The sequence below is a fragment of the Peptoniphilus olsenii genome (assembly GCF_040545475.1).
Taxonomy (GTDB): Bacteria; Bacillota; Clostridia; order Tissierellales; family Peptoniphilaceae; genus Peptoniphilus_A; species Peptoniphilus_A olsenii.
On record NZ_JBEPMA010000010.1, the window covers coordinates 42,893 to 69,351 of the forward strand.

The 26,459-nt window shown below is 30.5% G+C and carries 21 protein-coding genes and 1 pseudogene; 6 read left to right on the forward strand and 16 right to left on the reverse strand.

All coding sequences use genetic code 11. The annotated features are described in order from the left end of the window. The 11 genes from ABID14_RS07615 to ABID14_RS07665 form a co-directional block, all read right to left on the reverse strand. Nucleotides 1-1,443, reverse strand: coding sequence for an amidohydrolase (locus ABID14_RS07615; protein ID WP_354368774.1), 1,443 nt, complete (start codon nt 1,441-1,443; stop codon nt 1-3). A 359-nt stretch (nt 1,444-1,802) separates the two neighbouring features. Continuing rightward, nucleotides 1,803-2,516 (reverse strand): aminotransferase class IV, encoded by a 714-nt coding sequence (locus tag ABID14_RS07620; RefSeq protein WP_354368776.1) that lies wholly within the window; start codon nt 2,514-2,516, stop codon nt 1,803-1,805. After that, on the reverse strand, nt 2,506-3,288 hold the full coding sequence (gene aroF, locus ABID14_RS07625; RefSeq protein WP_354368778.1) for a 3-deoxy-7-phosphoheptulonate synthase: 783 nt from the start codon (nt 3,286-3,288) through the stop codon (nt 2,506-2,508). Before aroF ends, ABID14_RS07620 begins: the two co-directional genes overlap by 11 nt. 8 nt (nt 3,289-3,296) lie before the next feature. Further along, complete coding sequence (gene pabB / locus ABID14_RS07630; protein ID WP_354368780.1) at nt 3,297-5,309, reverse strand: aminodeoxychorismate synthase component I; 2,013 nt, start codon at nt 5,307-5,309, stop codon at nt 3,297-3,299. Continuing rightward, entirely contained in the window at nt 5,306-5,746 is a 441-nt protein-coding gene (gene aroQ / locus ABID14_RS07635; RefSeq protein WP_354368782.1) for a type II 3-dehydroquinate dehydratase, read from the reverse strand. Before aroQ ends, pabB begins: the two co-directional genes overlap by 4 nt. Continuing rightward, nucleotides 5,727-7,238: a shikimate kinase gene (locus ABID14_RS07640; protein ID WP_354368784.1), complete on the reverse strand. Its 1,512-nt coding sequence runs from the start codon at nt 7,236-7,238 to the stop codon at nt 5,727-5,729. Before ABID14_RS07640 ends, aroQ begins: the two co-directional genes overlap by 20 nt. Further along, the gene (gene aroC, locus ABID14_RS07645; RefSeq protein ID WP_354368786.1) at nt 7,235-8,320 is read right to left on the reverse strand and encodes a chorismate synthase; all 1,086 of its coding nucleotides are present in this window, start codon (nt 8,318-8,320) and stop codon (nt 7,235-7,237) included. The genes ABID14_RS07640 and aroC overlap by 4 nt, the downstream gene beginning before the upstream one ends. Further along, nucleotides 8,310-9,545 carry a 3-phosphoshikimate 1-carboxyvinyltransferase gene (locus tag ABID14_RS07650; protein ID WP_354368788.1) on the reverse strand — a complete coding sequence of 412 codons (1,236 nt, stop codon included), beginning with the start codon at nt 9,543-9,545 and terminating at the stop codon, nt 8,310-8,312. Before ABID14_RS07650 ends, aroC begins: the two co-directional genes overlap by 11 nt. Next, a complete protein-coding gene (gene aroB / locus ABID14_RS07655) occupies nt 9,538-10,581 on the reverse strand; it encodes a 3-dehydroquinate synthase (protein WP_354368790.1) in 1,044 nt (347 codons plus the stop codon). The genes ABID14_RS07650 and aroB overlap by 8 nt, the downstream gene beginning before the upstream one ends. 147 nt (nt 10,582-10,728) lie before the next feature. Continuing rightward, nucleotides 10,729-11,931, reverse strand: a complete 1,203-nt coding sequence (megL, locus tag ABID14_RS07660) for a methionine gamma-lyase (RefSeq protein ID WP_354368792.1) — start codon at nt 11,929-11,931, stop codon at nt 10,729-10,731. A 64-nt stretch (nt 11,932-11,995) separates the two neighbouring features. Further along, nucleotides 11,996-13,384 (reverse strand): Na+/H+ antiporter NhaC family protein, encoded by a 1,389-nt coding sequence (locus tag ABID14_RS07665; protein ID WP_354368794.1) that lies wholly within the window; start codon nt 13,382-13,384, stop codon nt 11,996-11,998. 604 nt (nt 13,385-13,988) lie between these two features. On the opposite strand from ABID14_RS07665, the gene ABID14_RS07670 reads away from it, so the two are divergent. From ABID14_RS07670 to ABID14_RS07685, 4 genes and pseudogenes are all read left to right on the forward strand, one after another. Next, entirely contained in the window at nt 13,989-14,579 is a 591-nt protein-coding gene (locus ABID14_RS07670) for a TetR/AcrR family transcriptional regulator (protein WP_354368796.1), read from the forward strand. A 9-nt stretch (nt 14,580-14,588) separates the two neighbouring features. Beyond that, nucleotides 14,589-16,611: pseudogene (locus ABID14_RS07675) on the forward strand (efflux RND transporter permease subunit). 12 nt (nt 16,612-16,623) lie between these two features. Beyond that, nucleotides 16,624-19,050 carry a hypothetical protein gene (locus ABID14_RS07680; protein WP_354368798.1) on the forward strand — a complete coding sequence of 809 codons (2,427 nt, stop codon included), beginning with the start codon at nt 16,624-16,626 and terminating at the stop codon, nt 19,048-19,050. A 152-nt stretch (nt 19,051-19,202) separates the two neighbouring features. Next, on the forward strand, nt 19,203-19,892 hold the full coding sequence (locus tag ABID14_RS07685; RefSeq protein ID WP_354368800.1) for a glycerophosphodiester phosphodiesterase family protein: 690 nt from the start codon (nt 19,203-19,205) through the stop codon (nt 19,890-19,892). A 144-nt stretch (nt 19,893-20,036) separates the two neighbouring features. Here ABID14_RS07685 and ABID14_RS07690 read toward each other — a convergent pair whose 3' ends face one another. From ABID14_RS07690 to ABID14_RS07705, 4 genes are read right to left on the reverse strand one after another with little or no spacing between them, the layout of a single operon-like run. Beyond that, nucleotides 20,037-21,140, reverse strand: a complete 1,104-nt coding sequence (locus ABID14_RS07690; RefSeq protein WP_354368802.1) for an ABC transporter ATP-binding protein — start codon at nt 21,138-21,140, stop codon at nt 20,037-20,039. Nucleotides 21,141-21,147: 7 nt separating this feature from the next. Further along, a complete protein-coding gene (locus ABID14_RS07695; RefSeq protein WP_354368804.1) occupies nt 21,148-22,026 on the reverse strand; it encodes a carbohydrate ABC transporter permease in 879 nt (292 codons plus the stop codon). Beyond that, nucleotides 22,013-22,873: a carbohydrate ABC transporter permease gene (locus ABID14_RS07700; protein ID WP_354368806.1), complete on the reverse strand. Its 861-nt coding sequence runs from the start codon at nt 22,871-22,873 to the stop codon at nt 22,013-22,015. Before ABID14_RS07700 ends, ABID14_RS07695 begins: the two co-directional genes overlap by 14 nt. A gap of 11 nt (nt 22,874-22,884) precedes the next feature. Continuing rightward, nucleotides 22,885-24,219 (reverse strand): ABC transporter substrate-binding protein, encoded by a 1,335-nt coding sequence (locus tag ABID14_RS07705; RefSeq protein ID WP_354368808.1) that lies wholly within the window; start codon nt 24,217-24,219, stop codon nt 22,885-22,887. A gap of 214 nt (nt 24,220-24,433) precedes the next feature. Here ABID14_RS07705 and ABID14_RS07710 point away from each other — a divergent pair, with 214 nt between their 5' ends. After that, entirely contained in the window at nt 24,434-25,585 is a 1,152-nt protein-coding gene (locus tag ABID14_RS07710; RefSeq protein WP_354368810.1) for a CaiB/BaiF CoA transferase family protein, read from the forward strand. A gap of 85 nt (nt 25,586-25,670) precedes the next feature. Here ABID14_RS07710 and ABID14_RS07715 read toward each other — a convergent pair whose 3' ends face one another. Beyond that, nucleotides 25,671-25,829, reverse strand: a complete 159-nt coding sequence (locus ABID14_RS07715; protein WP_354368812.1) for a hypothetical protein — start codon at nt 25,827-25,829, stop codon at nt 25,671-25,673. Between the two features lie 141 nt (nt 25,830-25,970). Between ABID14_RS07715 and ABID14_RS07720 the strand changes: the two genes are divergently transcribed. Beyond that, nucleotides 25,971-26,459, forward strand: a 489-nt coding sequence (locus tag ABID14_RS07720) for a helix-turn-helix domain-containing protein (protein ID WP_354368814.1), incomplete at its 3' end; no start/stop codon positions are given.

A 26,459-nucleotide genomic window follows, 5' to 3' on the forward strand; every position in this document is an offset into this window, starting at 1 on the left:
CTAACTTTCTATTTTTGGATCTCTAATTTTTAAATCATCAGGAATTGGAGCCTGATATTCTCCGATTACATTTTTAAATTCTTCTCGTGCTTTTTCTATAATTTCTGGTTCTTTAATTGCCGTAAGCCCACAAGTGGCAAGCGAACCTATGGCAGAATAAAGTGCTTTTTTGCCGAGTGTACTTCCGGCAGCTGAACACATTTGCCAAGTGTGAAGAGGTGTACCTACTGCTGATGTTGCTAAAAACATTTGAGCGGTAGGAACATAATGTGAGAGTTCGCCAACATCAGATGATATAACTTCCATTTTCCCATAATTACCATCATAAGGTGCAAGGGCAGTGGAGAGTCCTTTTTCTATTTCTTCTTTTGCAATTTCTTGGCCATATAATGCAATCATATTATCTTTGGCAGCTTTTTTTGTATTGTCATCTAAGGTTTCGTATAGTTCTTTACCTAATTTAAAATCTTCTTCGTCAAATTTAGGTGTGCCAAATGCTTCTATAGATTCATGCAATATACCGGATAGATAAAGGTTTGGGCTATAGTCTGCGAGTGCCCCTTTTAAATTAATTTCAACTTCGACTCCTGCCATTAGCGCGGCACCTTTTGCTATATTATTTATTCTTTCATATATTTCAAGTGCGTCATCAATTTTTGCAGCTCTTATGAAATAATAAAGTGTAGCGTGAGATTGAACTACATTTGGTGCATTGCCACCTACGTCAAGATATGCATAATGTATTCTTGCACTATCGACTACATGTTCACGCATATAATTTACTCCTACATTCATTAGCTCGCATGCGTCAAGAGCTGAACGACCTAAATGAGGTGCTGCCGCTGCATGGGATGTTGTCCCTTTAAATTTATATGTCACTATAACATTTGCAAGACTTCCACCATTCCATATTGCATTTTTAGATTCGGGATGCCATGTAAGCATTATATCAATCCCATCAAAATGACCATCGCGACCAATAAATGTTTTGGCTCCATCACGTTCTTCTGATGGTGCTCCAATGACTTTTATACTCGCTTCTAAATTTTCTTTTTCAATTAAATCTTTAAGAACTACTGCTGCACTAAGTGCTCCAACTCCAAGTAAATTATGGCCACAGCCATGGCCTGCACCACCTGGTGTTACTTCTTCTTTTGTAGTACTGCCTCTTTTTTGTGAAAGTCCTGGCAAGGCGTCATATTCTACTGAAAATCCAATTACTGGACCTTTGTCGCCATAGCTTGCTTTGAATGCTGTTTCCATGCCTGAAATAGGGCTTTCTACTTCAAAACCTTCTTTTTCTAAAAATTCCATTAATTTTTTACTTGATTCATATTCGATTAATCCGACCTCTGGATGCTCCCAGATGTAGTCGGAGAGTTCGCTAAATTTTTCAAATTTATTATCCAACATTTTTCTTACATCTTCGGCATAATTTTTCATAATTTTTCCTCCTCTCACTATTATCCATTAAATAATGAATAATAAAAAACCATATTTAACACTAATTATAACTTGATAACTATAATTAGATAAAGGTAAAGGTTATAGTTTTAGTGTTAAAATTCAATATAGCAAATAAACTAAATTTTCATATATGTTTATGGAAATTTAGTTTATTACTTAAATAATATATATCTCAAAAATGACAAATTAAAACACCTAGATAGAATATTTCCATTAGGTGCTTTTGTATTGATATCGAATTAAAATAGGAGAGGAGTTTAACAACTATTTTAATATTATTATTTGAATTTAAAAATTAAATTTTTAATATATTCTGGTTTTGACATAATTTAATATTAGAATCCAATTTTTTTAAGATTTTTTTGTATTATTTTGGTCATATTTTGGTTTGTAAATTCAATTTTATTTATTGAGATTACATTTCTAACTCCCATTAGAGAATTTGATATAAAACATTCATCAAAATTATCAATTTCATCTAGTTTTATAATATCTGTATAAATTTTATATTTTTCTAACAGATAGTCTCGCATAGTTCCCTTTAATAACCCACAAGATAGGGCAGGGGTGTAAATATTATTATCTTTTACAAAAAATATATTGGCAAAAGAGGTTTCTGCGACTTCATCTCTTTCGTTTAAAAATACACTAGAGTCATACCCTTCTTTTAAAGCTATTTTGTGTTCAAATATATTTTCGTAGTAGCATAAGCTTTTGTGATATACGAGTTTAGATGTGGAGTTTCTTTTTACTTTCGAAATTTTTAATTTAAAACTTTTATCATCTTTTCTATAATTATCTTCTCTATGAGTCAAAATAATATTTTTATCAGAAACTATAATCTTTAGGGCAAAATTATTCAATTTTGTATCTTCAATATATTGATAAATTTTCTCTTTTTTTATATCAATATCTATTTCAAAAAAATCCAGGCTCTTTTTGAGTCGCAATAAATGTTCGTCTAAGAAGAGTGGATTTTTGTTTATTACTTTAATTGTCTCAAAGGCTCCTTTTCCAAAAGAATAGCCTTCGTCAAATTCAATTTTCATTATATTTTCCCATAAATTGTACAATTCTTTGATAAGTTTTATAATCTATTGTCTGGAAAGAGTCGCTCATGGCATCATCTGGATTTGGATGAACTTCTATCATCACTCCATCAAGTCCAAGTGCAAGGGCTGCTCTTGTCATTGGTTCAACAAGTTCTCTTTTTCCAGTTCCATGACTTGGATCGACAACAACTGGATAACCTGTCTTTTGTTTTAATAAATAAGCTCCTGCAAGATCTAGGGTATTTCTAGTTTCGGTTTCAAAAGTGCGAATTCCTCTTTCACAAAAAATTATATTTTCATTGCCTTCAAGTTCAATATATTTTGCTGCCATTTCCCATTCTTTAAGTGTAGCTGAAAATCCTCTCTTAATGAGTATAGGTTTGCCAGTTTGAGCTACTTTTTTGAGCAGTGAATAGTTGTACATATTTCTTGATCCAATTTGAAATATATCGACATATTGGTTCATGAAATCCACATGATATTCACTCAAGATTTCTGTAATAATTGGTAAATTTGTGGATTCAGAAGCTTCTTTTAAATATTTTACAGCTTCAAAACCAAGTCCTTGAAAGTCATAAGGGCTTGTTCTAGGTTTAAATGCTCCACCTCTCAAAATATCTACACCCAATTTTTTTAACTGGGCTGCTTCTTCTATAATATGTTCTCTCGATTCAATTGAGCAAGGGCCAGCTATAATTATAGGATTTCCGTCCCCTATAGTTAAGTCTTTAACTTTTATTATTTTATTGCTGCTTAAATCTTGTTTCATTTTATCTCCTAATTACTTCCCTCAATTTTGATTTCGTCATAATTATTATAATAAGATTGTAATGCCAATAAAGCTCCTTTAGCTTTAAGAACAATCTCGTCAAATTCTTCATAAGCGTCGGATAGCAGTATTATTGCACCTCCCACTCCTATAGTCGCTAAATCTTTTTCTATTATGGCTGTGCGAATCACTATATTAAAATCCATAGTAGAGTTATTTGATATATATCCTATTGTACCAGAATAAACACCTCTAGGGATATTTTCTAATTCGTCAATTATTTCGAGCGTCCTTTTCTTTGGAGCGCCAGTCATAGATCCACCTGGAAAAGTTTTTTCTAGGACTTCGATTATATCGACATCTTCTTTTATTTTACCAGAAACTGTAGTCACAAGTTGATGAAGTGTTTTATAAGTTTCTACATCCATGAGTTTTGGCACATTTACTGAACCTATTTCACAGAATTTGCCCAAGTCATTTCTTAGCAAGTCAACAATCATTAAGTTTTCGGATTTTGTTTTTTCTTCGCTTCGCAATGCTTCTATTAGTTTTTTGTCTTCTTTGGCATCAGTACCACGTCTTATTGTACCCTTTATTGGTTTAGTTGTTACAATTTTATTTTTATCAACTTTTATGAATCTTTCCATTGATGAACATGCAATTTTTATTTCATCAAGGGGTAGAAAGGCACTGTATTGGCCCGGGCTTTTTTCTCTTAGGTGCATATAATATTCTTTTGCATCTATATTATCATAAATATCAAGTCTATTTGTTAAGCATACTTCGTAAGTTTCGCCCTCGCAAATTAAATCTTTGATTTTTTTGATGTCAGATAAATAAGTATTTTTATCTTTTATAAATTTTAATTTTGGAAATTCTCTTTGTGACTCATCATCTGTTTTTGGTTCAAAATCTTTTTTTATAATTTCTTTTATTTCTGATATCCAATTCTTGTCGTCTTTATAAGATAGTATATACAAGTTTTTTTCTTTGTGATCATAAACTAAAGCTCTGTCGCAAAATTTAAAATATGCGTCTGGGTAGGAATAGCTATGTTTATTTGATATATTTTCGGTATCATTTTTTAACTCATAACCCAAATATCCAATATATCCAAGCTGAAAATCAAAAGGCAACTCTTCGACATATTGCCATTTTGGTCGGTTGTTTTTTAAATAATTAAATATATTGTTGTTATATTTATCTACTTCATTGGTAAATGGATTATATTTTTCTACTGTTTTTACATCTACATTATATTTTAATACATGTCCTCTTTTAGGGCCAATTAATCCACAAATAGAGAACCTAGACAATCCATCTTCTACCTTAGAACTGTCTAGCCAAATTGTGTTTTCATCATATAGATACAATTTTTCGTACAAATCCTTAGTATCAATATTCATGGCAATGATTTCATAATAAAGAGATGAATTATTGTAGAAGTCTTTGCAAATATCTATAAAGTTTTCGATTAATTTCTCTCCATATTCACTAGCAATTGACTCAGGATGAAATTGCACTCCATAAATAGGTTTATATTTATGAGATATCGCCATCACTATTCCATCATCAGTAGTAGCATCTATTTGTATATTATCTAACTCTTTATTTTCACAGACTAGTGAATGATATCTAGTGACTAAAAAATTATTTTCAAATCCTTTGAATAAATTTTTGCCGTTGTGTTTTATTTTACTCTGACGGCCATGCATTGGCTCTTTAGCTTTTATAACTTTTCCGCCATTATAATGATATATGCCTTGATGTCCCAGACAAATACCTAGAATGGGTTTCTCTAAATTCTCTATTATATCTTTGCAAACGCCGAAGTCTTTTTCATTATTTGGGCTTCCTGGGCCTGGTGAAATTATTACATTGTCAAAGTCTAAATTAAGAACTTCTTCATAAGTCATCTCATCGTTTTTAATTACAATTGGCTCTGTGCCAGTAACTTTTCCTATTAACTGAAATAAATTATAAGTGTAGGAATCATAGTTGTCTACTATTAGTGATTTCATACTTGCTCCTCTAAATATTTTTTTAGATATATTATTGCTTTTTTATATCCATCAATGCCATATCCTTCGTAAGATTTAATGGCAAAATCTCTTATAAAGTTTGTTTGTCTAAAGTCTTCTCTTTTGGATACTTTAGAAATATGCACCTCAACTGTGGGTAAGTTTACAGCCTTTAATGCATCAAGAGTTGCTATGCTGGTATGTGTGTATGCAGCTGGATTTATTACTATTCCATCCACATTGTTGTAACTTTTTTGGATGATGTCAACTATATTTCCCTCATGATTTGATTGAAAGTGCTCTATCTCTATATTTTCTTCAAGTCCTATTGTATGCAATGATTGAAGTAAATTTTCGTATGTTTCTTTGCCGTAGATATCAATTTCTCTTATGCCCAACATATTTATATTTGGTCCGTTAATTACTAAAATTTTCATCTTTTTTAAGTCCTTCCAAAATTAATTCTAGAGTTTTTGTTTTGTTTTCTATAACTTTTGTTTTGAGATTAGAAAGTTGATTGTATATTTCACTTCTATTAGAATATATCTCTTTTAGTGAATCTAAATTTTTAGATAGTGGTCTATTAACAGTTTCAAGATTTTCAATTTCTCTATCTAGATATATTACAAAAGAATTTTGTAGTATAAGATTTCTATTTACTTTTTTCAAAATAGTGCCACCACCTGTGGCTATTACTACACCTGTTTTTTTGCTAACTTCTTCTAACACTTTTGTCTCTAGGCTTCTAAAGTATGTTTCGCCTTTAGTTTTAAAAATTGTAGGTATAGATGAATTTTCTTTTTCTTCAATTAATACATCTGTATCCCAAAATTCTCGATTTAATTTATCTGCCAAAAGCTTTGCCATTGTTGTCTTGCCACTTGCTGGCATACCTATGAATACAATGTTTAACATATCTCTTTTTATTTTTTTGTAGACTTTTGAAATTAAACTTTCGTCTAATTTTTCATCTACAAATAGTTCGCATGCATAGAAAGCCTGTGCCACAAGCATCAACAGACCAGGCATCGTTTTTATATTATTCTTCTTTGCATCTAAGATTAGCTTTGTATTTAATGGATTGTATATTAAATCTATTACAAAGTCTAAGTCATCAAAAATTGAAATATCGACCTTTGATTCTAAATTGTGTGGATACATCCCAACAGGCGTCGCATTTATTATAACATTAAAGTCTTTGTAGTTTTCTAAATTATGATAATTATTTTCACCGTTTCTACTGATAATTACAATATTTTTTGCTAAATTATCTTTGCAATACTCTTCGACCATTTTGCTAGCACCGCCACTGCCAAGTATTAGAACTTTTTTATCTTTTAGATTTATATCAAAAAACTTAAGACTGTAATCAAAACCCAAATAATCAGTATTGTAACCTATTAGTTTTCCATTTTTATTTACAATTGTATTTACTGCTCCAATTTTTTGGGCTAATGGGTGGAGGTCATCTAGATATTTGATAGATTTCTTTTTGTATGGGATAGTGACATTAATCCCATTAAAATTTCTTTTTGTGAAAAATTCTTCTAGTTTATCTCTTTCTATATTTTTAAGATGATAATTATATCTGCCAAACATAGAGTGGATTTCTGCAGATTTGCTATGAGATAGGCTTTCACCTATAAGTCCATACTTAAAATTTTTATCTTTTATTTGTGAGATTATTTCTTTGCTCTGATGAAAAATTCTATCATAAATTGGTTCAACTATATTTTCGAACTCTTTAGATATTTGTTTTTTTAGATTTTCAATTATTATATCTTCACGCGAGCTGTCAGTTATATTTAAATTATTCTCTAGCTTATATATTCCTATATCTTTAACAATTTTCATTCGATTTTCTAGAAGTTTTATTATTTGGGAATCTATTTTGTCTAATTTTTCTCTAGATTTATTTAAATTTTTCATTTGTCACCTTCTATTGTTAAATCTAAAATAGCAATAGCAGTAATCATCTTAAGTGCTATAAGAGCTCTTGGCACAATTGATGGATCATGCCTGCCTTTTATAGATAATTTTTCGTTAGTTTTGTTTTTAAGAGATATGGTGTCTTGTACTTTTGCGATTGAACTTGTAGGTTTTACTGCGACTCTAAACACTATAGGCATAGAACTTGTTATGCCACCAATTATGCCTCCATGATTATTTGTCTTGGCTTTTACTAAATCATCATCATAATAATATGGGTCATTGTGCTCGCTGCCAAACATTTTTGTAGAACTAAATCCGCTGCCAAACTCTATTGCTTTAACGCCGGGTATAGAAAATATTGCATGAGAAATTACAGATTCAACAGAGTTAAATAATGGTTCGCCATAGCCTGCTGGCATATTTAGAATGGCAATTTCTACAACTCCACCTATTGAATCCTCTTTTTCTTTGGCTTTTAGAATTTCGTTTTTCATACTTTTTTTGGCATCACTATCTATAGTCGGGAACTCATCATTTTTTAGATTTTCAATAATTTGAGAGTTAATATTTATATAATCTATATCGACATCTCTGATATTACCGATACTTTTTATTCGAGAAACTATCTCAATATCTTTCTTGGCTAGAATATCTTCAGCAATTGAACCTGCTATTGTAATTGGAGCAGTCATTCTACCTGAAAATTGGCCGCCTCCTCTTATATCATTAAAACCATTGTATTTAACAAAAGCTGGATAGTCAGCATGAGATGGGCGAGGTTTGTCTTTTAATTCTTCATAGTCTAAGCTTTTTTGGTCTTTATTTTCAATTATTGCACATAATGGAGCACCACAAGTTATTCCATCAACTTCGCCGCTTATTATTTTATATATATCTTGTTCTTTTCTACTAGTTGAATATTTATTTTTTCCAGGTCTTCTTCTATACAAATTTTTAGATATGAGGTCATGATTAATTTTATATCCTGCTTTAATTCCATCAACGACAACGCCAATTTCTTTGGAATGAGATTGGCCAAATATTGTAATTTTAAAGTTTTTGCCAAAGCTATAAGACATGAGTTTCTCCTCCTAAAGATTTAAAGTCATCAAAAAAGTTTAGATAAGATTTTTCTACACTTTCACTGTCAATTATAGTCAAAGCTCCATCTGAATATGATGCTGCAATACTTGCCGTCATAGCAATTCGATGGTCATTATAAGAATTGATAGTAGCTTTATTAAATTTATCTATACCAACAAATGAGAAAGACTTTTCACCAAGTTTAACCTTTATTCCTAAATTTTCTAACATTTCTACTGTACTTTTTACCCGGTCACTTTCTTTTAATCTAAGTCTTTCAATATTTATTACTTTTGTTTTAGTTTTAGAAAGACCAGCCATTACACACAAAATTGGCACGGCATCGGGCATATTTTTGGCATCCAAAACTCTAGTTAATTGAGTGGGGCTCTTTTTAACTAGATGAAAACCCCTCTTTGAAATATTTTCATAACCCAATGTTTTAAAAAATTCGAGAGCTTTTATATCACCTTGTTTTGAGTTTATATCAAGACCCTTCACATTAACACCAGCTGCTAAGAAAAATAAAGCATTGCTCCAATCTTTCTCCACCACATAGTTTGTAGATAGAAAAGTATTTTTGGCAATATATGAATTATATTTTTCTACCACAAGTGCACCAAATTTCTCCATTACATCTATTGTCATGTCAATATATGGCTTAGACTCAATTTGAGTTGAAATATGAATATTAAAATTTTCGTTAAAAAAACCAGATGCTATCAAAAACCCTGAGATAAATTGAGAGCTTATATTGCCGGGGAGTACAAAATTATAATTTTGAAGTTTACCACTCAAAAATATACACTCGTCTTTTTCATATATATTGACGCCGTGTTTTGGAAACTCTTCAAAGTAAACTGAATTTGTTCTATTAATTAAACTGCCCGTGCGAATTATTTTTGCTACAAGGCCAAGCGATGCAATTATTGGCATGAGTAGCCTTAAGGTAGTTCCGCTTTCACCTACATTTATTGTAATAGGACTAGTAAATTCTTTAGGTGGTCTTATATAAAACTTATTTTTTAACCTTCTAACCTCTACTCCCATTGAAATTATCGCATTTAATGAACTATCTATATCTTTGGATATATTATCGATTTCTATTATAGACTCGCCTTTACAAAGAGCTGCACAAAAAATTGCTCTATGTGCATAAGATTTTGATGTAATGGCAGTGATTTCGCCTTTTAATTTTTTGTTTTCTACAATTCTATTCATCTATTTTACCCAATTCAATTATATCTCGTAGCTCATCAAAAGATACTTTTTTATTTATAACTTCACCTATTCTAATAGGCAGGATTATATTGATTAAATTTTTATTTATTTTTTTGTCATGTTTTAAGATTTCTAAAATTTCATCAGTTTCGAAATCGTATTTTGTAGGTAGATTGTATTTTGAAAAAGCATCAATTAAATTTTTAGAAAAATCACTCTCACTAAGCCCCATTCTGTAGCTAGCTCTCGCCATATATATTGTTCCTATGCCAATACTTTCTCCATGATTTAAGCTATAATTTGAAAGTGATTCAATTCCATGACCAATTGTATGGCCCAAATTTAATTTTTGTCTTTTACCTTTATCATGTTCATCGTTTTTTACAAAATCTAATTTTATATTTAAAGATTTGAAGATTATTTTTTCGTAATCTATATTATCTGTATTTTTAAGATAATCAAAAAGTTCTTTGTCTTTTAGAACACAATATTTGAAAATCTCGGCTAGACCATTGTTTATATTTCTATTATCCAAAGTTTCTAAAAAACTAAAATCTATGTGAACATAATCAGGAAAATAAAAACTACCTATTTGATTTTTTAGATGCATAAAGTTCACACCATTTTTACCGCCAACGGATGAGTCAATCATAGACAGTAGAGTAGTGGGAACAGATATAAAACTTATACTTCTAAGATATGTGGAGGCCACAAAACCAGCTATATCACCAACTACGCCACCGCCAAATCCTATGATACAATCGCCTCTATTAAATTCATTTTCTGATAAAAATGTATTGATTTTTATATAGTTTTCTATAGATTTAGAATTTTCACCTGGAATAAATTTAAATATAAAATATTTTAGCCCACGCATCACTTCATTTATTCTATCTTTGTAAATATAATAAACCTTTTCGTCTGTTATTACTAAATATTTTGAGTCTTTGTTTTCAGTCAAAAATTTTTTTAGCTTTGAGTCACTTTTATAATCTATATCTATAAAATAATTATTATCCTTAACTTCAATTTTCATAAAATACTCCTATTGATTTGCTAAGTTGATTCTATCACAAAATAAAAAGATAATGAAATTGTATATATTTTAAATAAAAAAGTAGTGTGCTAGAATAATTAAATTCTAACACACTAACTATAATGTTTATGGAGTTAAAAATGAAAATCAAATTTGTTCAAAAGCTTGTTTTAAATCTTCAATGATATCTTCGGCATTTTCAAGCCCTACAGAAAGTCTAATTAAACCTTCAGATATACCAGCAGCTGCTCTTTCTTCGGCAGTATATGGTGAGTGAGTCATTGAAGCTGGGTGTTGAATTAGTGTTTCTGCATCTCCAAGTGAAACTGCAAGAGTACATAATTTTACACTATCCATAAGTTTTGCACCGGCTTCTTTGCCGCCTTCAATTTCAAAGGCAATCATAGCACCAGGCAGAGCCATTTGTTTTTTAGCTACATCATAATATTTAAAGGATTTAAGACCTGGATATTGAATACTTTTAACTTTTGGATGTTTTTCCAAAAATTCTGCCACTTGCATAGCATTTGCACAGTGTTTTTCCATTCTAATTTGAAGAGTTTTCATTCCTCTTAAAATTAAATAAGCATTAATAGGTGCTAGTACTGCACCTGTGCAGTCTTTTATACCTACAAGTCGTACTTGGTCTATTAGCTCTTTTCTTCCAACTGCGAAACCAGCAACAACGTCGCCATGTCCGTTTAAATATTTTGTAGCAGAGTGAACTACAATATCTGCTCCAAGAGTAAGCGGTTTTTGAATATATGGAGTACAATAAGTGTTATCTACAATAACTAGGCAGTCTTTATTTTTTTCATGCACTTTTGTTGCCGCAAGCTCAATATCGCAAATATCCATATTCGGATTTGCTGGAGTTTCTAGATATACAATTTTTGTATTATCTTTCATTGCATTAATTATATTATCCACATTTGTAATATCAACAAAATCAACTTCTACACCCATTTTAGAAACAGCGTGTTCTAAAAATGCGAAAGTACAACCATAAAGAGTTTTTGCAGCTACAATATGATCGCCACAAGCGATAAAAGGCCATATAGCAGAAGTTATTGCACCTATTCCAGAGGCAGCAGATACACAAGATTCACCTTCTTCTAGTAGAGCAACTTTATCTTCAACTTGTTGGTTAGTAGGATTTCCTAGTCTTGAATAGATATAACCTTCTTCTTCAAGGGCAAATCTCTTGCCACCTTGCTCTGCATTGTCAAAAATAAATGTGGAAGTTTGATAAATAGGAGTAGCTAATGCTCCATATTTATTTTTTTCGTATCCACCATGAATTGCTTTAGTTTCAAAATGCATTTTTTTAAGTTCGTCTTTACTGTTCATTAAAATATCCCTCTTTCTTTTTAAATTTTATTATTTTGGAACAAAGTCCTATTAAATTGTCTAATTATGCTTTTGTAGTTTGATTAACTTCATCTTGTGGCATATCAAGTTCGAAATTCCATTCTCCCTTAGGTTCTGCAAATCTAACAAAAATTGAGATTGTAGCAAAAATCGCAAGAAGAGCTTGATACCATAAATATGGAATGAGCTCAACAGGTGCTACCGCTTGTGCACCAAGTTCTTTAGTAAGCCCTGCAGCAATTAAAATTTGTGCTCCATATGGGATTATACCTTGCATCACACAAGAAAATGAGTCAAGGAAAGATGCAGATCTTCTAGGGTCAACTTTGAAGTCTTTTGAAATTTCTTTTGCAACGGGACCATCTATTATAATGGCAACAGTATTGTTTGCAGTTGCAGCGTCAGTTACAAGAGTTAAGAGTGCAATTGATATTTCTGCAGATTTAACACCTTTGGCAAATCCTCTAATTTTTTGCACTAGCCACTCGATGCCGCCATTTTTTGCAACCATATATGAAAGACCACCAGTTAATAATGACAATAAGAATATTTCAAACATGCCACTAAAACCAGTAAATATATTTTGTGCAAAAGTCATCATACTAAGACCACCAGTTGCAATACCAATTATACCCGAAAGTACTATACCACTAGTCAAAACTAAAAATACATTCATACCAGCAAGAGCTGCAATTAGTACGAATAAATATGGAATTATCAAAACAAAATTATAACTTAAATCATCTAAAACAACTTCACCTTCAGGTTTACCAACAACTAATAATATTATGAAAGTAATTATAGCCGCTGGAATAGCCAGCTTAATATTTGCTCTAAATTTATCTTTCATCTCTACATTTTGTGTCCTTGTAGCAGCAATTGTAGTATCCGAAATTACAGATAAGTTGTCTCCAAACATTGCGCCCCCAACTAGAGATCCAATAACAAGAGCAAGTGGCAAATTACCTTTTTGGGCAACACCCACAGCAATTGGGCCAACAGCTGAAATTGTCCCAACAGAAGTTCCTGTTGAAATTGAAATAAAACAGCCGATTAAAAATATTCCGGCAGTTATATATTGCACAGGAATTAAGGATAGAGCAAAATTAACTACAGAATCAACGCCCCCTGATGCGTTAGAAACTGTGGCAAAAGCTCCAGCTAATAAGTAAATTAAACACATTATAATTATGTTTTCATCACCGCAGCCACGCACAAAGTCGTTAAACTTGTCATCAACTGTTCCTTTAAACATAAAAAAGGCTAGTATAATAGCTGGAAGTATACATACAGGTGCTGCTACTTGGTAAAAAGCCATTTCTACATCCATGGCATTTAAAATAATACCAGTAGCAAGATATACAAGCACAAAAACTATAAAAGGTAAGAGTGCCGCACCATTAGCCTTTGGTTTTAAATTTTTGTTTTCCATTAATAACCCTCCTTAAAAAATGAAACAAAAATCTTCTCGCGTAGGCGAGATATGTAAATTTAGTGATTAATATTAATAGTGCAAACATAGAAATCGTTTTCTACAGGATATAAAACAAATGTATATTAAATCAGCATCTGAAATACATATATAGTTTGCTTTAAAGTAGCCTATATTTTAAATTAAAATACAGAAATTCATCTAAAATATTCTTCTTATAATATTAATCTTAAAAGTATGCTCAAATAAATATATTCTTACAAAAAAATTAATATGACAAAAATAATCAAATTATAGGCTAAATAATTAATAACAAATCTAACTAAAAATACATTTAAGAAAAACATTTTCCGATATCTCTATTATAGTATGTAATTGCTGATTTGTGAAGAGGTTTAACAATAAATATTTTATCATATTAATATATGAAATTAATATAGTTTTTAAATTTAACAAACTCTGCTTAAAGAAGAAATCTTGTTTCATTTTATGAGATATAATAGTAGTAAATAAAAAACAGAAAAGCTATTGAACATTGTTCATAATTGTAGTATTATAATATTTGACGTTAAATGAACGGCGTTCAATAGCATTGGAGGTATGAATGTTAACAGTAGACGAGAGAAAAAAAGAAAAAGAAAATAAAATAACCGAAGCTGCTATTTCTTCCTTTAGAGAAAAAGGAATTGATAAGACTTCGATAAGAGACATCATGAAAAAATCAGGTTTTGGTTTAGGTACTTTTTATTTGTATTTTAAAGATAAAAAAGATTTAGAAGAAAAAATAGTTTTAGATATACTTACAGATTTATTTTATAAGGCAGAAGAACAGTGCAGCGATGAGGAAAATCCGACTAAGAGATATATATGTTTTATAAGCTATATAATCGATTATTTGATAAAAGATCCTCTAGAGCTGGAATTAATTTCAAAGAATGCCAATTGGGCTCTTTATGCAAAAGTAGAAAATGATGATAGGTTTAAAGAAGCGGACACAACTTTAAAATTTATTTTGAATAAATATGCTTCATTATTTTCTGTAAAACTGTCTGAATCTGAACAATTATTTATTTTATCATTAACAATTCACATTGTACTTTCAACTTGTAAGTCTTCGCTTATGGAAGATTCTGTATTAAGTATTGAAGAAATGAAACCTGTACTTTTCAAAATTGTAGAAAAAATTTTTAGATAGAGTGAGTATATGAAAAAATTTACAAAATTTATCTCTCATCACCCGAAGTTAGTTCTTTTGGTGATGACTTTTCTTCTTATACCATCATTTATTGGTTATAAAATGACTGGTGTAAATTATGATATTTTAACCTATTTGCCAGGAGATTTAAAATCTACACAAGGTCAAAAAATACTTGACGAAGAGTTTAAAAATGCGGCCACTGGAATGCTTATATTGGAAGGAACTGATCACGATGCAGAGATTTTGCGAAATAATATTCTCGAGATAGATGGAGTAGAGGATGTAATTTCAAAATCATCTACTGTTGGTGATATGATTCCACAAGAATTTTTACCTGATGATATAAAAGATGTTTTTTATTCTGATGGTTCAACTCTTTTGATAGTAAAATTTAGTGAATCGGCATCTTCTTTTACTACAATGGATGCCATCGAGAAAATAAAAAGCATTAACTCAAAGCCTAAGTATTTAAGTGGGCTTTCCTCATTGGTAAAAGATACTAAAGATATTATAGATAAAGAAACGCCTATTTATGTTGGATTGGCGGTTATTTTGGGGCTTATTATACTATCTCTTACTAATGAATCGAGTATAATACCATTTGTATTTATGTTAACTATAGGATATGCCGTCATTTATAATTTTGGATCGAATATATTTTTGGATGAGATATCATATTTAACTAAAGCAATTGCGGCAGTATTACAACTCGCAGTTACTATGGACTATTCTATATTTCTGTATCACAGATATGTAGAGGAAAAAAACTTTACTGATGATAAAAATGCAGCTATGGATATTGCTATTCAAAAGACGATATCATCCTTATTCGCTTCATCACTTACAACTTTTGCCGGTTTTATTGTTTTAATATTGATGCAATTAGGACTGGGTAAAGATATTGGTCTTGTCATGAGTAAAGGTGTTTTAATAGGACTTCTCTCGACAGTGATTGTACTTCCCGCTATGCTTTTAATTGTTGAAAAATTAGTTACTAAATATAATCACAAGGTAATGCTGCCTTCCTTTGATAGACTTTCAGAGTTTAATATTAAGCATAGTAAGACTTTATTTTTAGTTTTTATTGGGTTATTTATTCCTGCTGTAATTGGATCATTAAACACGAAACTTTATTATAACTTAAGTTGCTTTAAATAAAATGAAAAAAGATTATGACATGGCTAGTACACATTTTATTGTAGTTAAAGATGATTTGTCAAATTCATCTCTAAACTCTCTCATAGATGGACTAAAAGAAGTTGATGGTATGAACTCTGTTTTGAGTACAAGTTCTGTTACAGGTGTGATGTTTCCTTCGGATATTTTGCCAGATAAGATTCAAGATAATTTTTCTAAAAATGGATATCAAATGATAATGGCAAATTCTAAATATCAAACTGCTTCTCCAGAGGCTAGACAACAGATAAAGGACATGAGAGAGGTTATTTCAAAATACGATAAAGAGGGTTATTTAACTGGTGAAGCAGTTTTGACAGATGATTTGACTATAATTTCTGAACGAGATTTTAAGATGGTTAATATTGCCTCAATAGCGATAGTATTTTTGATAATAGCAATTGTATTTAAATCTTTAGGTATACCTATTGTACTTATTGCAGCAATAGAACTTGCTATCCAAATAAACATGAGAATTCCATTTTATCTTAATCAGACAATACCTTTTATAACATCAATAATAATAGGGGTTATACAGCTTGGGTCAACTATTGATTATTCAATTCTCTTGACCAATAGATTTCTACATGAATATGAAATTTCTAAAGATGTAGGTGAATCTTTAAAAATTTCAGCAAAAGAAACATCAAAATCAATTGTCACTTCTGCACTTTCATTTATGGCAGCGACAATTGGTGTTGGAATATATTCTAAAATGGAAATAGTATCTACAATTTGTACCTTTTTAGCCAGAGGTGCAATTATAAGTATGGTGGTAATAATATTTTTGCTCCCTGCACTTATTTCTGTAAGTTTTCCATTTATAAGAAAAACTACAAAAGGTTTAAATTAAAAGGAGAAGAAAATGAACAAGAAATTACAAAAAGTTGTATCATCTATTGTATTATCTTCAATGATGCTAACAAATACAGTTTTTGCTGCATCTAGTGTAATTAACAAATCAGAAACAGTTTATGTAATTAAAGAAGATGAAGAAATTAAAGACAAGACTGTGTCAGTTTGGTTAAATTCAGAAGATAATATTGTGGGCAGAGATAAAACTAATCTTAAAAATATTAAAAATTTAAAAACTGATGAAAAAATAAAAGATGAAGAAGGATATATCAATTGGGAAGAAAATAAAAAAGATATCTATTATCAAGGGAAAAGTGAAGAAGAATTACCAGTCGATATAGTAGTAGAATACTACCTCGATGGACAAAAAACTACTAATAAAGAGCTTGATGGTAAAAGTGGTCATTTAAAAATTGTTCTATCTGCAGAGAATAATAAATATGTAATCAAAAACATTGGTGGCAAAAACATGAAAGTTTATGCACCTTTTACTGTAGTCAGTGCAATGAGTTTTAGTCAAGATATTGCTTCAAATATTGAAACTAGCGATTCAAAAGTTGCTAAAGACGGAAAAAATGAAGTCATAACAACAGTTTTAACTCCTGGACTTAGAGAAAATTTTAAGTCAATCTTTGAGGATAGACAAATGGAGGAATTCAAAGATAAAGCCATAATAGAGATGGATGTTAAGGACTATGAACCTATTGAGGTATATACTGTTATCTCAAATGAGCTTTTTCAAAACAAAGCTGATATCGAATCTATAGATAAATTAAGAGACGGGATTAGAGAACTTGAAGATAATTCTCAAAAACTTGTTGATGCATCAATTAAATTATCTGATGCCCAAGGTAAATTAAATGAAGGTATAGACGATTTAGGCGATGGAGTAGTTAAACTTCATGATGGCTCACAAGAACTTTATGATAAATCTGGTGAGTTAGAAAATAAATTTGATGAAGTGATAGAAAAAGTTAAGCCAGTACCAGGATATGTAGCTGAAATGGATGATGGAAGTAGCAAACTGACATCTGGAATAAACGAATACACATCTGCGGTAGGAAAAATGAATGACAATACAGGCAAGATGAAAGATGGAGCAAGAGAATTAGCTAAAGGTTCAGCAGAACTTGATAATGGTTTGGGTAAATTAAAAGATGCAACTACAGAACTTAGAAAAGGTTCATCAAAATTAAGTCAAGCAGATGAACTTAAAGAGCAGCTACTTAAAAAATTAGTTGAACTAAAAAATGGTATAGGTCAACTAAATACTGGTGCCGATAAATTACATGCTGGTACTGTAGAAGCTGTAGAAAGTTCAAACAAATTAGCTGCTGGCAATGAAAAATTTAATTCTAATCTTCAAATGATGAATGAAAAAGTACAGTCAATTTTAGTTCCAGACTTATCGGGTTTATCTTCATTAAATATAGAAAGTGATTTAAGAAATATTGGAGCTAGTGCAAATAACATAGGTGCATCTGCTGGAGAAATGGGTCAAGCTATATCTATACTAAGTAATGTCGAAGATCCTACCGGACAGGTAGCACAAGCTATTTCAATATTACAAGGAACCGCACGAAACATTGGTCAAGAAGCAAACCAAATTGGTTCTTCTGCTAAGAATATTGGAGCTGCAGCTCAAAATATTGGTGGTGCAGGTGGAGATATATCTTCAAAATTGGGTCAAATAGCTGAATTAAAAGTGGGCATTAATAAACTAGCTTCTGCTTCAAACCAAATTAATTCTGGCATACAACAATTACCTTCGGGTTTGACAAAACTTGAAAATGGCACAAAAAAACTTTCTAGTGGTTCTAATGAAATTTACACATCTTTAGAGCAAGGAATTGCACAAATAACTAGTCAAATGGATACATCACAACTTTTAAAACTATCTGATGCACTTGTGAAATTAGATGATGCTACAGGACAATTAAAAGACGGTTCAACTAAACTTCGTGAAGGAACAGAACAAAGTGAAGAAGCAGTAGGAATGCTTGCATCAGCAATAACTGAACTTGATTACAATTCAGATAAATTAAATAGTGGTGCGACAGATTTATCTAATGGGCTCCATGAATTTAGAGATAAATCTAAAATGTTTAATGATTTTCCAAGACTCAAAACAGAAGGTCTTTCTCCAATGCGTGATGGCATTAGAAAGCTAAACACCGGTATATATGATTTGAACGAAGGAAGCGTTAAATTAAAAGATGGTGGCGATGTTATAGATGATGCTATGAGAAAATTCAGCGAAAAACTTCAAGAATTTAAACAAAAAGGAATCAATGAATTAGATAATAAGACAAAAGAATTACCTGAATTTAAAGCAATCGTAGATACTATGGCAGATTTTGCTCATGAAGAAAATTCATTTACAGGAACAAGCGAAGGATTTGACACTAAGTTTAGGATTATCGAAAAAATAAAATAATAAGTATTGATGAAAGGGCTATGTTAAATAGTCCTTTTTGTGTTAATAGCTATAAAATAATTATCATTAATAATAATAGTTTTGACAAAAATATAAAAGCATTTTTACAAATTTTATTTAATATTAATACATAATATAAATGAGGTGATAGTATGAAAATTTATGCACATAGAGGTTTTAGTTCAAAATTTATTGAAAACACCAAGTCTTCTTTTGAAGCATGTGTAGATTTAAATATTCATGGGATAGAAATAGATGTCCAGTATTCTTTGGATAAAAAGGTCGTAGTGATACATGATGAAGATACAAAAAGACTTTTAGGTATAAAAAATTTTATCAAAGATATGACTTATAATGAGCTCTCTAAATTAAATGTTTTAGATGGGCATGAGAAACCTATCTTGCTAGAGGAATATCTAAATATAATTGAAGATACTTCTCTTGTTACAAATGTTGAGCTAAAGACTTCTGTCTTTGAATACGATGGAATAGAAAGAGATGTTTTTAATATTTTTAAGAAAAGAAATATGCTCCATAGACTTTTAATTTCGAGTTTTAATCACAATAGTTTAATTAAATTTCGAAAGCTCACAAGCGATGTTCCAATTGCATGTTTAGAATCTTCTAGATTAATAGAACCTTGGGAATATTTGTATAATTATGGTATCGATTATTTTCACCCTTTATATATGACTATGGATAAAGAAACAGTAGATAAGCTGCATGATAAAAATATCAAAGTAAATGTATGGACAGTAAATGATAAAAAAAGTTATAATTGTATGAAAAAAATTGGAGTAGATGGAGTTATTACAAATTATCCTGATTTACAATTTGAATAGTAAAGTTGTTTAAAATTATCGTTTTTTCATTTATTTTTAATTTTTATAAAAAATGCGAAAACTATATTATGAATTAAAATTCTAATTAATGGTAAATTAAAAATACATTGTTCTGTAATTTTAACGAAACAATGTATTTTTTGTTTATCTTTTTGGAAATATTATAGTTTTTTCACTATCTTTCATGAATACGAATATTTTATTTAAGTCTATTCCAACTTTGCACCTATTATTAATATCGATATTTTCTTCGGGATTAAAACGCATAATGATAGGATTTGTCGACTCGTCAGCTGTTGCGTATGCATAAATATCGCTTCCCATGTATTCTACATTCGAGAATAATAGGTCAATTTCTGAATTTTCGTCTACATAGAAATCCTCGCTCCTGATTCCAATATAATATTTATCCCCTGGAACTATATATTTATAATCTTCTTTTCTACTTTTTGGAATTTCAATGAGAGTATTAAATAATTTTAGATATATTTTGTCATCTTTTATATTAAATTCACTCTCAAATATATTCATCTTTGGAGTACCTATAAATTCTGCAACGAATTTATTATTGGGCCTGTAATATAAGTTTAGGGGTGTGTCAAACTGTTCGAGTACTCCTGAATTTAGGACTGCAATTCTATCGCCCATAGTCATGGCCTCTGTTTGATCGTGAGTAACATAAATAAATGTTGTGTCGAGCTTTTTGTGCAAGTTTACAATTTCACTTCTCATCTCTACTCTTAATTTTGCATCTAAGTTAGAGAGTGGTTCATCAAGTAGAAATACTTTTGGGTTTCTAACCATTGCTCTTCCTAATGCAACTCTCTGTCTTTGACCGCCCGATAATTGTGCGGGTTTTTTGTCAAGTAATTTTCCAAGTTGGAGTGAATTTGCTATATTCGATACTTTATTATTTATATTTTCCTTTGAAACTTTATGCATTTTAAGAGGAAATGCGATATTTTCTCTTACACTCATATGTGGATAAAGTGCATATGACTGAAATACCATTGCTATATCTCTATCTTTAGGACTGACTTCATTTACTACATCTTCATCTATTTTTATTTTGCCAGAACTTATTTTTTCAAGCCCTGCTATCATTCTAAGAGTGGTAGATTTTCCGCAACCACTAGGACCTACTAAAACTATAAATTCTTTATCTTTGATATCTAAATTAATATTTTTGACGGCCCTATAGCCGTCTTCATATTCTTTAACTACATTTTCTAATTTTACATTTGCCATATTTACCTCAACCTTTTACTGCCCCCGTAGTTAAGCCTCTAATCATATTTTTTCTAGCAAAAAAGAAAATCACAAGAGAAGGTATCATGCATATAACTACTCCTGCAATCATCAAGACCATTGACTGTGAGTCGGCAGAATTTAACATACTTATTCCAATTTGAACTGTTCTATATTCGTCTGAACCTGTTATTAAAAGAGGCCACATATACATATTCCAAGCTCCTAGAAAAGATGCAACACTCAGTGCCCCAATAACAGGACGTGAAATAGGTATTAATATTTTTAATATAAATTTTAAATCGCTACAGCCATCAATATTGGCAGATTCATATATTTCCATCGGAAAAGATTGGAAAGCTTGTCTAAATAGAAATATTCCCATGGCAGTTGTGAGATAGGGAAGTACCAAACCGATATAAGTATTAGTAAGCCCCCAGCCACTTACCATCAAGAAATTTGATATTATCGTAGCCTCACCAGGAATCATCATTGTTGACATTATTATTGCAAATAAAATTGCTTTAAATTTAAATTTTAAAAAATGAAAAGCAAAAGCAGCAATTATGGCAGTTCCTATTTGAGATACCATAATAACTGTAGATACTAAAAAAGAATTCAAAATATATAGCCCAATTGGTGCAATTTCAAATACATCCAAGTAGTTTTGGATTGTTGGATTTGATGTAAAAATTGATGGGCTTTGTGAATATATTTCGCTTGATGGCTTTAGGCTCATTCCCAGTGCGTAAATTAATGGAAAAAGCACTATAATCGCCAAGATAATATTTAGTAATAACCTTATAAATTTGCCAAAGTTATTTTGTGAAATATTTCTTTTTTTATTGGCAGTAACAAATTTTTTATTCAATTTAACTTTTTGCATTTACAGCACCATTCTTTTTAAATATTATTAGAGTAAGAAACATAATTATAATAAATAAAATTATTGACTCGGCCGATGCTAAATCATATCTATAATTCATAAAAGCATTTTTATAAATATCATGCACTATTACATTTGTAGATTCTCCAGGGCCGCCGCCTGTCAACAATTTGATTTGAGCAAATGATTGAAAGGCATTTATTATATTGGTAACAACTACGAAAAATATTATAGGTCCTAGAGAAGGTATAGTGATATGAATAAATTCATTTAGACTATCTGCACCATCTATTTGTGCCGATTCATAAAGAGATTCATCTATACCAGAAAGACCAGCACTAAAATATAGAAAGTTCATACCGCTGTTTAGCCAACCAGTTAGTATGCCAATACTTAAAAGGGCTAATTTAGGATCTACAAGCCAATTGACTTTGCTATTTAATAAAATATTTACTATACCTATAGACTGATTCAACATAACTTTAAAAACAAGAGCCATTCCACTTGATGCTATTGCCATAGGGAGTGCATATAGTGTTGTAAAAACTTTTATGCCTGGAAAAGTTTTTTGACAAAGCATAGCTGTGACAAAACCTAATAATACTCCAATAATTACAACTATAATTACGTATAGTAATGTTACTAAGATTGAATTGTAAAATGAACTGCTGTTAAAAAGTTCGATATAGTTTTTTAATCCCACAAAATTTTTACTTGAACCCATATTATCCGTAGAGTGCAGACTTCTAATTAGAGTCTGCACAAATGGATAAAATGTAAAAATTATAAAAATAGTCATTGCGGGAAAAAGATATAAATATGACTTTTTATTATTTTCCCTGTTCATATAATCCCTACTTAATTTGATGAATTGTAATTATTAAGAGCGTCGTTTACTTCTTTTGCTATTGCTTTTGCAGCTTCTTGTGGAGTTTTATTTCCGTTTAAAACTTCTTCTACATATTTTTCTTCAATTTGTCTAGTTTCTTGATAAACTGTAGCAAGACCGCCTTGTGATTCTGGTGAAGAGTCATGTAATTGGTCAATAGCAGTTTCGAATTGTGGGAATTTTTTGATATTTTCTTTAAACACTTCTTCATTGTGAGCGTCTACGTTGATAGGGAAATATCCAGTTTCAGCATTCCAATAAGCTTGAGATTCTGGAGATACTAAAAATTTAATAAAATCCCATGAAGCATCTTTTCTTTTGTCATCATCAGTATCTATCATATATATAGACGCTCCACCAATAGAAACCATGCCTTTGTCAGTTTTATAAACACTTGGGAAGTATGCTGTTCCAACTTCGAAAGAATCACCAACCTCATTTAAAATTTGTTTCAAACTTGCAGTAGAGGCAAATGTCATAGCTGAAGTTCCTGAAATAAATTCAGGTTGACCACCTTGTTTTCCTACATTTGGAGCAACACCCTTGTCGGCAAGGTCTTTCCACATGGATAAAATATTTTCCATTCCGCCATTTTCGTCAAACACAACTTTTGTAGGATTTTTTTCTCTACCATTTCCATTATCAAATACAGGAAGTTCTTGTTTTGACATAAGTTGATCTACCCACCAGCCATAAATTGACATAGAGATTGGCATTTCAACCCCGCCTTTTTCTTTTAAATCATCTGCAATATCCATCATTTCTTCTAATGATTTTGGAGCTTCTGCTATACCAGCTTTTTCAAAAATATCTTTATTGTAATATAAAAGTGGTGTTGATGAGTTAAAAGGCATTGAATTTAATTTGCCATCAATAGTATAATAAGCAGCTAGATTTGGCTCGATTTTTGTAATATCAAAATTGTCTTTGTCTATATATTCTTGAACTGGAACAATTAGTCCAGAGTCAATCATAAATCTAGCACCAAGTTCAAAAACTTGAACTATATCTGCACCTACTTCTTTACCTGCTGACGATGCACGAAGTTTAGTTAGAGCATCATCGTATTCGCCTTGAAATTCAGCTTTTACAAAATATTTGTCTTGACTTTCGTTATATCTTTTAACAAGTTTATCAAGAGCTTTGCCATTTACACCACCCATGGAATGCCAAAAAGTAATGACAGTTTTGCCGTCTTTTTCTGCGGCAGCAGTTTCTTCATTTCCTTTTGAATTACCCTTAACACATGCTGTAAAAAGCATTGCAAAAACAAGAGTAATGATTAAAATAATTTTCTTTTTCATAATTCCTCCTATAGAATATAAGTATTTTATGGATAATAAATTAACATTAAATTAATAACTTCTTATTTATAAATTGTAATAAGTGAGTAAAGGATTGATTGACTAAGTAATAATGACTTCATAATCAAGTTTAAAAACTCGGTAATTTGATAACGCAAAATTATAATGATAGAATTAAGTTACGAATATAAAATAGTTAATAGAGAGGTTTATTATGAATGCATTATCGAATTTAAAAATTTTAGATTTCACTACACTTCTGCCAGGGCCTTTTGCGACAATGCAGTTGGCTGATATGGGCGCAGAAGTACTTAAAGTTTCATCTCCATCAAAATATGATTTGGTACTTGAAGCTGAACCTAAAATTAAAGAGAAGTCGGCAAATTTGTTGTGGTTAAATAGAAACAAAAAAACTATGGCACTAAATTTAAAAACAGGAGAAGCCATAAAAATAGTAAAAAAATTAATTGAAGAATATGATATTTTAGTAGAGCAGTTTAGGCCAGGAGTTATGGAAAAGTTGGGGCTAGGTTATGATGAATTAATAAAAATAAACCCAAAACTTATATACTGTTCGATAACGGGTTATGGTCAAAGTGGTGTTTTAAGTTCAAAAGCTGGTCATGATATTAACTACTTAGCAAGATCGGGTCTTATGAGTTTTAGTGGTACTAAAAAGAGTGGTCCTGTAATTTATGGAACACAAATAGCAGATATAGCCGTTGGTAGCATGAACTCAATTGTAGCAATATTAGCCGCAGTAAATTATAGAAATTTAACAGGTAAGGGGCAGCACTTGGATATTTCAATGATGGATGGGCTACTTCCTTTTAACTCATTGAGCGGGGCACAATATCTTGGTGGGGGAGATTTACCCACAAGAGAGAGCGATTTATTAAATGGTGGCAGCAATTACGACTTTTATAAGACTAAAGATGGTAGATACTTTTCTGTGGGTTCACTTGAGAAAAAATTCTGGGACGGACTTTGTGATATACTAGAAATTGATGCAAATAGTGCAACAGATATCAGTGTAAAAGAAGAAATCAGAGAAAAGTTTATGTCAAAAGATTTTGAAGAATGGTTAGAAATTTTTAAAGACAAAGACGTGTGTGTAGAACCAGTTCTAAATTTAGATGAAGTAGTTCAAGATAAAAATATAAATGAAAGAGGACTGATTGTTGAACTTGATGTTGATGGAGAAAAAGTAAAACAGTTCGCCAGTCCAATTAAATTTTCCAAATCAAAACAAGAATATAAATTTGCAGGTAAAACTATAGGAGAGGACACTGTAGATATTATGAGAAAATTAGGTTATAGTGAAGATGAAATAGAAGATATGAAAAATAATGATGTTTTCAAATAAATTTGATAAATATTTGGATAATTTTGAAAATTTAATTTGTTTCAATTTATGCAAATAAAATTAATAGTAACTATATAAAAGGTTATTAATAATTTTCATCAAAATCTTTAAATATTTTAAAACCTGTTGTAACTAATAGCATTGACAATATCAGCTTATATATAAAATGTTTAGAGTCACTTATCTCTAAAGAAAGAATATAAAAGATTAGAATATAGTATAATTTCTCATATAATTTTTTCATTTGAATACCTCCATTTTAAAACTAATTCTACATTTTTCTATAATATTAGTATAAAAAATTTATATTATAATTACAATAAAAAGAGTGATGTTAAAATTGTAGTGACCCCCTAAATCCGGACATGGATTAGGGGGTATTTTAATGTCAAAATATGATTATGAAACGAAATTAAAAATTGTAAGAGAGAATGAACAAGGATATGGAAGAAAATATCTTTCTGATAAGTATGGACTTAAAGAATCTACAATTGAAAATTGGATACATTTATATAAAATGTACGGTGAAGAAGCGTTAAATAAATCTATGTCTAAAACCAATTATACTGGAGAATTTAAGTTATCAGTATTACAATATAGGAAAAACCATAAATTATCCTACAAAGAAACCGCAGAACATTTTAGTATAAAAAATCCATCTACCATTGCTAATTGGAATAGAAAATATGAAGAATGTGGATTTGAATCTTTATGCGGTATGGTAGGAAACCCCAAAAAGAAGGGAGATTCTGATATGCATAAAGACACTAATAATCCTAAGAAACTAAATAAATCTGAGAGAGAAGAATTAATTGAATTAAGAGAAAGAAATCAATACCTAGAAGCGGAGAATCTTTATCTAAAAAAGTTAGAT